Below are 7,395 nucleotides of genomic sequence, written 5' to 3' on the forward strand. Positions count from 1 at the left end.
GGGCGGGGAGGGCTACATGGTGTCGGTCGGGACCGGTCGGCTGATCGCCGACTACTTGAACACCGGAGTGCTGGACCGGCGCCTCCGGCCCTTCCACTTCAGCCGGTTCGCCACCGGGCACCGGCTGGACGACGGACTGCTCGTCGTGGACGCGGCGGGCGAGACCCGGGCTTGATGGGAGCAGGATGTACTACCGTCATCTCATAGAGCGGACCGTGCGCATGCACGGTGACCGGGTGGCCGTGGTGTACGGCGAGACGGCACGAACCTTCGCGGTCGTGCACGAACGCGCCAAGCGGCTGGCCAACGCGCTCGCCGCGCGAGGGTGCCGGCCCGGTGACCGGGTCGCGGTCCTGCTGCACAACTGCCCCGAATATCTGGAAATCGACATCGGCCTGGCGCTGGCTGGATATGTCCGGGTCTCGCTGAACACCCGTGCCCCGGCGCGTCAGCAGGTGGACGTGGTGACCGACTCCGGCGCGAAGGCGTTGATCTACGCGGAACGGTTCGCCGCGGCGGCCGGGGAGATTCTCCGTACGGCCGACGTGCCGGCGGTGCTGCGCCTCGAAGGGGACACGACCGCCAGGGAGATCTCCGACTACGACGCCGCGCTGGCCGCCGCCCCGGACACACCGCCTCCCGGCGACGCCGAGCCGGGCACGCCGTACTGCCTCTTCTACACCTCGGGCACGACCGGCCGCCCGAAGGGCGTCATGCTCACCCCCTCGGCGTATGTCGCCGTGGCGCACAATCTGCTGCTGGAATTCGGGCCGGTGTGCGCCGGGGACAAGATCGTGCTCACTCAGCCGCTCAGCCATGGTGGCGGCTTCTTCCTGCTGCCGTGGTTCATGAGCGGCGCGACCTGCGTCGTCATGGAGAAGTTCGATCCGGCCGGCTGTATCGAACTCACCGAACGCCATGGCGCGCAGACGCTCAAGGTGGTGCCGACCATGCTGCTGCAGATGCTCTCGGCAGGCGTCACCGCGTCCGACCTGCCGGCGCTACGAAAGATCATCTACGGTGCCTCGCCGATGCCGGCCACGCAGCTTGAGGAGCTGATCGGCACGTTCGGAGCCGTCTTCGCCCAGTTGTACGGGCAGGCCGAAGCTCCGATGTCCATCACCGTGCTCGACGAGCGCGACCATGCCGCCGGTGGCCGGCTGCTGTCGTCCGCCGGACGTCCCTGGCGCGGCGTGGAGGTGCGGGTGGTCGACGCGGACGGCCGAGACGTCGCCCCGGGTGAACCCGGCGAGGTGATCGTACGCGGCCCGCATCTGATGGCCGGATACTGGAAGCAGCCGGAAATGACCGCAGAGGTGTTGCGTGATGGCTACGTCCACACACGGGACATGGCCGAGCTGGATGATCGCGGCTACCTCTACCTGCTCGGCCGCACCGACGAAATGATCATTAGCGGTGGCTTCAACATCGCGCCCCGCGTCGTCGAGGACGTCCTCAACCGGCACCCGGCGATCCTGGAATCCGCCGTCATCGGCCTGCCGCACGACACGCTCGGTCAGCAGGTCGCCGCCTTCGTGAGCCCGCGGCCCGGCCGGGACGTGAGCGTCGAGGAGATCATCGCCTACACGAGAGCCGAGCTCGGTTACCAAAGACCGCGCCGGGTCGAGGTCCGGGCGAGCCTGCCGCGCAACGCCTACGGCAAGGTCTCCACACCGGATCTGCTCGCCGGTCTCCGGGAGGTGGACACCCGATGACCGGGACGCGGCGGCGGCCCTGGGGGGTGCCGGCCGATGAGGAGTTCTTCCGGCTCGACGCCGGTCCGGCCGTGCAGGCCGTGTATGACCGGGGCGACCTGTCCCGGCGCGACGTCGGCGACGAGCGGATCGGGGCCCCCGGGACATTCCCGTTCACCCGGGGCGTCCATCCCGACGGGCAGCGGACCGCGCCGACCCTGGTGAAGGTGTACACCGGGCTGGGGACCCCCGATGACACCAATCGCCGGGTGCGCAAGCTGGTCGACTGGGGCGCGGAGATCGTCCAGCTCGCGGTCGACCTGCCGGCGCAGATCGGCTATGACCCGGACCACATCATGTCCGCGGGCGAGGTGGGACGCTCGGGGGTGTCGATCGCGTCGCTGCGCGACCTGGAGTGCGTCTTCGACGGCGTGCCGGTGTCACGGCTCCGCCGGGTCGGCATGCTCGGTAACGCGATAGGGCCGATCGCGCTGGCGCTGTTCCTCGCGCTCGCCGAACGCCAGGGGTGCCAGGTCGACGACTTCGTCCTCGACCTGCAGAACGACCCGCTCAAGGAGTACGTCGCCAGGGGGACGCAGTTCCTGCCGGTCGAAGATGCGGTACGGCTGGCCGCCGACGTGGTCGAGTGGTCCGCCCGGCACGCGCCGCACTTCTATCTGCTCGACGTGTGCGTCAACCACCTCAACGCCGCGGGAGCGGGATCGACCTGGGGCACGGCGTTCGCCCTCGGCAACGCGACCCATTACATCCAGACCCTGATCGACCGCGGCCTTCCGATCGACGCGTTCGCCCCCCAGATCCAGTTGTTCCTCGACGAGCGGGAGGACTTCTTCGCCGCGATCGCCAACGTGCGGGCGACCAGGCGGATATGGGCGGAGTTGCTGCGCGACCGATTCGGCGCGCTCGATCCGAAGTCGATGGCGCTGGAGGTCACCGCGTACGGGCACGGCCGGGAGACTCGCAAGGAACCGTTGAACAACATCGTCCGGATCACGCTCGGGTCGCTTGCCTATTACCTGGCCGGAGTACAGAGCTTGTACACGGCCTCGTACGACGAAGTGATACAGACGCCGTCGGACGAGGCCGTGAAGATCGCGGTGCGGATGCAGCAGATCATGGGCCTTGAGATCGGCCTCGGTCTCACCGCGGATCCGCTCGGGGGGTCGTACTACCTCGAATCGCTCACCAGCGAACTCGAGGCAGGCATCCGCGAGCGATTCGCCGCGGTCGAGGCGGCGGGTGGGGCGCGGGCGTGCATCGACTCGGGCTTCATCCGCGAGATCATCAGCGACGGCGCGGTCCGCCGGCAGGAACGCTATGAGGCGGGAGTCCGGCCGATGGTCGGCGTGGACCGGCTCGCGGTGGCCGACGACGACTCATGGGCGGTGCGCCCCACCTCGGTGATGTCCGAGGCCGCGGAGGAGCGGCGCCGCACGGACCTGGCCGAGTTGCGGCGCGTTCGAGACGGCAGGCGGGTGACCGGCGCGCTGCGTGATGTGGAGGCCGCTGTGCGGCGCGGCGACAACTCCGTCGCGACGGTGCTGGAGGCCGTGCGGGCCTACGCGACGATCGGCGAGATCTCAGATGTGCTCAGGGAGGTGTTCGGCGAATGGGTACCGGACCAGACGTTCTGAGCGGGCGACGGGCAGTGCGCATCGTGGTGGCCAAGGTCGGCCTCGACGGACATGAGGTGGGCGCGCGGGTGGTGGCCCGTGGGCTGGTGGACGCCGGCATGGAGGTCATCTACACCGGTTTGCGCCGTACGCCCGAACAGGTGGTGGCGACCGCGTTGCAGGAGGATTGCGATGTCATCGGGATAAGCATCCTGTCCGGTGCGCACATGCCGCTGCTGCGCCGCGTCTGCGCGCTCATGAAGGAGCACGGCCTGGACGACGTCCTGCTGCTCGTCGGCGGGGTCATCCCCGACGTCGATGTCCAGCCGCTACGCGAGTTCGGCGTCGATGAGATCTTCCATCCGGCGACGAAGATCGACGAGATCGTACGGTTCATCACCGCCAATGTGCGGTCCGGTCCCGGCGATCCGGAACAGAACGGAACCTCATGACACAGCAGGTGGCGGTAGCCGGTGCCGGCGCAGATCGCCGAACTCGTCTGGCGGCTGCGTCTCGGGCTCGCACAGAACAGCGGCGGCCGGCTCGAAGGCGACCCCGCCGCGGTGAGCGTACAGATTCTGGAACGGGTACCGGCATGGGACTGAAGCCCTGGAGGCCATCCCGTTTCCCGCTCACCGGCGACGCCGGCACACCGGTCGCGGTCCGCCTCGCACTGAACCCGGAACCGGCCGCCGGACCGCGCTTCTGGTTCGAATACAAGATCCTCCCAGCCGAAGAAGAAGGACCATCCGATGTCTGAAAACGTTCCCGAAGCAGCGGTAGCGGAGTACAAACGTGGCTTCGCCTGTGTGGACGGTGAATTCGTGCCCGCGGCCACGGCCTCGGTCTCGATCTTCGACCACAGTTTTCTCTACGGCGACGGAGTGTTCGAGACGATCATTTGCCGCGGCGGGCGGCTGTTCGCGTTGCGCCCGCACCTCGATCGGCTGTGGGCGTCCTGCCAGTACCTCCAGATCACGCCCCCGTACGACCAAGAGCAGATAACCGCGTTCATCACCGAACTGGCGAAGCGCAACGAGCTTTCCGACGGTTACGTGCGGGTGGTGATCAGCCGCGGTGAAGGATATCCGGTATCCGATCCCCGCAAGGCTCTCAAGCCCAAGCTGGTCATCTCGATGCAGGGTGCCCCGGCGGTGACCCGTCCCCCCGGCGTCGGGGTCAAGCTGGCGATCGCCTCCACACGACGGACCCCGCCGATCTGTCTTGAGCCGCGGGTGAAGTCGAACAATTACCTCAACCACATTGTCGCGAAACTCGAGGCGATCGCGGCGGGAGCCGACGACGCGATCATGCTCGATCTCGAAGGCAACGTCGCGGAGCTTCCGGTGGCGAACATCTTCGCGCGCCACGGCGACACCTTGGCGACGCCCCCGTCCAACGGGATTCTCGCCGGGATCACCCGGGAGACGGTCCTGCGGCTGGTCGCCGAGGGTGCCGCGGGCCCAGGATTGCGGGTCGTCCAGCGCGTGATGACCGCCTACGACCTGTTCACCGCGGCGGAGGTGTTCATCGTGGGCACCGGAAGCGGGGTCGCGTTCGTCGAGTCGATCGACGGACGCCGGATCGGAGACGGCACCATGGGGCCGGCCACCGAGCGGCTGATGGACGCCTACACCGAACTGCTCGGCCGGGACGGGGCGGAACCCGACCTGCAACTGACCACCAAGGAGGCGTAGCCGGACCATGTCCAGTGATATGCGGTATCCCGAACTTTGTGGCAAGAACGTGCTGGTGACCGGCGGCTCCCGGGGAATCGGCGAGGCCGCCGTCCGGGACTTCGTGGCGACGGGCGCGAACGTCTTCTTCAACTACCGGGCGAGCTCGCGGCGCTCCGATGAGCTCGTCGCCGAACTGGGCTCGGAGCGGACGGCCGCGACCCGCGCCGACCTCGCCGAGCTCCGGGATGTCGAACGCCTGTGGGAGGAGGCGGTGGCCTGGAAGGGCGGAATCGACGTGGTCGTCAACAACGCGTCGGTACGCGAGCCCATCGCGCTCGACGTGTCGGCCGAGGAGTGGGATCGCCACTGGATGGCCGCACTCCGGGTCAACCTTGTCGCCCCCGCGCACCTGTCGCGGTTCGCGATCCACCACTTCCTCGAACGGGGCTGCCAGGGCGTCATCATCGGCCTCACCGGCCGGATCGCGGTGCGTGGCGACTACCCGGACTATCTACAGGACGGCGCCGCGAAGGGCGGCTTGAACTCGTTGCTGCGCGGAGTCGCTCGCGGTTTCGCGAAGGACGACATCCTCACCTATCTGATCTCGGGTGGGATCATCGATACCGAACAGGCTCGGGCGCAGGTCGACAGCCATGGCGGCCCCGACCGGTACCTGGCGGAGATTCCGATGGGAGAGTTCGGTACGGCCCGCGACATCTCCGAGCTGATCCTCTTCTTGTCGACGGGCCGGGCACGATATTCCACGGGATCGACCATCGACGCCACCGGCGCGTCGTTTCTCCACTAGGACCTCGTCATGCCCACCACGGGATTTACGTACCTGCGACCACTCACGGTGGCCGATCTCATTCGTGACTTGGCAGAACCGGGAGCGTTCGCGCTGGCCGGCGGCACCGACCTCGTCCCGCTCCGGGCCGCCGGCGCGATCACCCCGGCGGTCCTGGTCGATGTCAAGCACGTGGCCGAGCTTCGCGGTGTCGAAACCGAAGGCGACGCGATACGGATCGGCGCCGCGACCACGCTGGCCGATCTCGGCGAGCGCGATGGCCGGTCGCTGGACGCGATCCTCGACGGGGCGAAGATCGTCGGCGCGGCGCAGACCCGCGAACGAGCCACCCTGGGCGGCAATCTCTGCCGCTCATCGCCGGCCGGTGACACATTGTGCGGCCTGCTCGTCCTCGACGCAGTCGCCGAACTACAGTCACTCGACGGCATCCGCCACGTTCCGGTCCGGGACTTTTTCACCGGGCCGAGCCGCAATGTCAAGAAGCCATCGGAGGCGCTGGTCTCCATCCGAGTTCCGGTGCGGGAGGGCGGTTCGGCTTATCGGCGTTTCACCTACCGGCGTTCGATGGACCTCGCGGTCGTCGGGGTGGCCGCATGGTTGTCCATCGAGGATGGGGTGTGCGTGAATGCGGCGATCGCGATCGGTGCCGTTGCGCCGACACCACGCCTGGTTCCCGCCGCCGCCGAGACGCTGGTGGGCACGACATGTGACGACGAGGCGATCGCTCACGCCTGCGAACATGTCGTCGCGGCCTCGTCACCGATCGATGATGTACGCGGCACCCGCGATCACCGCCTCCGCGTACTGCGCCCCCTCACCCGCGACACCCTGCTCCTTGCCCTGACCCGGGCCTTGGGCTCAAGCCCGCCGTAGTACGCCGCTCCCGGCTGTAGACGGGCGCAACATGATCGATCAGGACCGTCTCGCGAGTCGTACCAGACCGTGCCGGGCTGCCGATCCGCCGACGCCCAAGGCGTGGCTTCTCGCGCGGCGCTCGTCGCTCATATGGGGGCTCAGGACGGCACCTCCGCAACCTGACCACGAATGACCTGCTTCGTGGAGTGAAGCTGAAGCAGGCGTTACGGAAGGCCGCCAAGGACGAGCCGACCCATGCGATCCTCGACGGCACGCTCATCCCACACCGACCGGGTGCGCGCCGACCGGCTCTTCTACTCCGGCAAGCACCGCGTGCACGACATGAACATCCAGGCGATCGCCGGTCCAGACGGGACTGGACCGCCCCGGCGAAGTTGGAGGCTAGATCGCTTGGTTCTCGGCCGCCAGGTCAGTGCCGGCGGTCGATCGGTGGAACGTCTCCTCATACTCGACCGGAGAAACGTTCCCACAGTAAGTGCGTGTTTGAGAAGATCGTTCATGTCCGGCGTGGCGGCGTGACGAGACATGCCGATACCGCCAAAGTGGCTCGATGCCCCCCGATCGCTACCCCTCCGACCTGACCGACGCCCAGTGGGAACTGATCGAGCCGCTGCTGCCCGAGCCGAACACCGGCGGACGCCCGGAAAAGCACCCGCGCCGGGAGATCGTCAACGCCATCCTGTACGTCGTGCGATCGGGATGCC

The 7,395-nt window shown here is 68.0% G+C and carries 8 protein-coding genes; all 8 read left to right on the forward strand.

Features of this window, described 5'->3' with window-relative positions:
• The first annotated feature begins 215 nt into the window (after nt 1-215).
• A complete protein-coding gene (locus tag C1I98_RS32140; RefSeq protein ID WP_158558268.1) occupies nt 216-1,715 on the forward strand; it encodes an AMP-binding protein in 1,500 nt (499 codons plus the stop codon).
• On the forward strand, nt 1,712-3,349 hold the full coding sequence (locus tag C1I98_RS32145; RefSeq protein WP_111171118.1) for a methylmalonyl-CoA mutase family protein: 1,638 nt from the start codon (nt 1,712-1,714) through the stop codon (nt 3,347-3,349). The genes C1I98_RS32140 and C1I98_RS32145 overlap by 4 nt, the downstream gene beginning before the upstream one ends.
• Nucleotides 3,325-3,780, forward strand: coding sequence for a cobalamin B12-binding domain-containing protein (locus tag C1I98_RS32150; protein ID WP_111171119.1), 456 nt, complete (start codon nt 3,325-3,327; stop codon nt 3,778-3,780). The genes C1I98_RS32145 and C1I98_RS32150 overlap by 25 nt, the downstream gene beginning before the upstream one ends.
• A 21-nt stretch (nt 3,781-3,801) precedes the next feature.
• Nucleotides 3,802-3,933 (forward strand): hypothetical protein, encoded by a 132-nt coding sequence (locus C1I98_RS45185; protein WP_267898091.1) that lies wholly within the window; start codon nt 3,802-3,804, stop codon nt 3,931-3,933.
• Nucleotides 3,934-4,080: 147 nt separating this feature from the next.
• Nucleotides 4,081-5,025: an aminotransferase class IV gene (locus tag C1I98_RS32155; RefSeq protein WP_111171120.1), complete on the forward strand. Its 945-nt coding sequence runs from the start codon at nt 4,081-4,083 to the stop codon at nt 5,023-5,025.
• A gap of 49 nt (nt 5,026-5,074) precedes the next feature.
• The gene (locus C1I98_RS32160) at nt 5,075-5,815 is read left to right on the forward strand and encodes an SDR family NAD(P)-dependent oxidoreductase (RefSeq protein ID WP_158558269.1); all 741 of its coding nucleotides are present in this window, start codon (nt 5,075-5,077) and stop codon (nt 5,813-5,815) included.
• 9 nt (nt 5,816-5,824) lie between these two features.
• The gene (locus C1I98_RS32165; RefSeq protein WP_111171122.1) at nt 5,825-6,688 is read left to right on the forward strand and encodes an FAD binding domain-containing protein; all 864 of its coding nucleotides are present in this window, start codon (nt 5,825-5,827) and stop codon (nt 6,686-6,688) included.
• A 553-nt stretch (nt 6,689-7,241) separates the two neighbouring features.
• Nucleotides 7,242-7,395 (forward strand): transposase (locus C1I98_RS32170; RefSeq protein WP_146607667.1); only part of this gene is annotated, 154 nt, incomplete at its 3' end.

The sequence above is a fragment of the Spongiactinospora gelatinilytica genome (genome assembly GCF_003236385.1).
GTDB lineage: Bacteria > Actinomycetota > Actinomycetes > Streptosporangiales > Streptosporangiaceae > Spongiactinospora > Spongiactinospora gelatinilytica.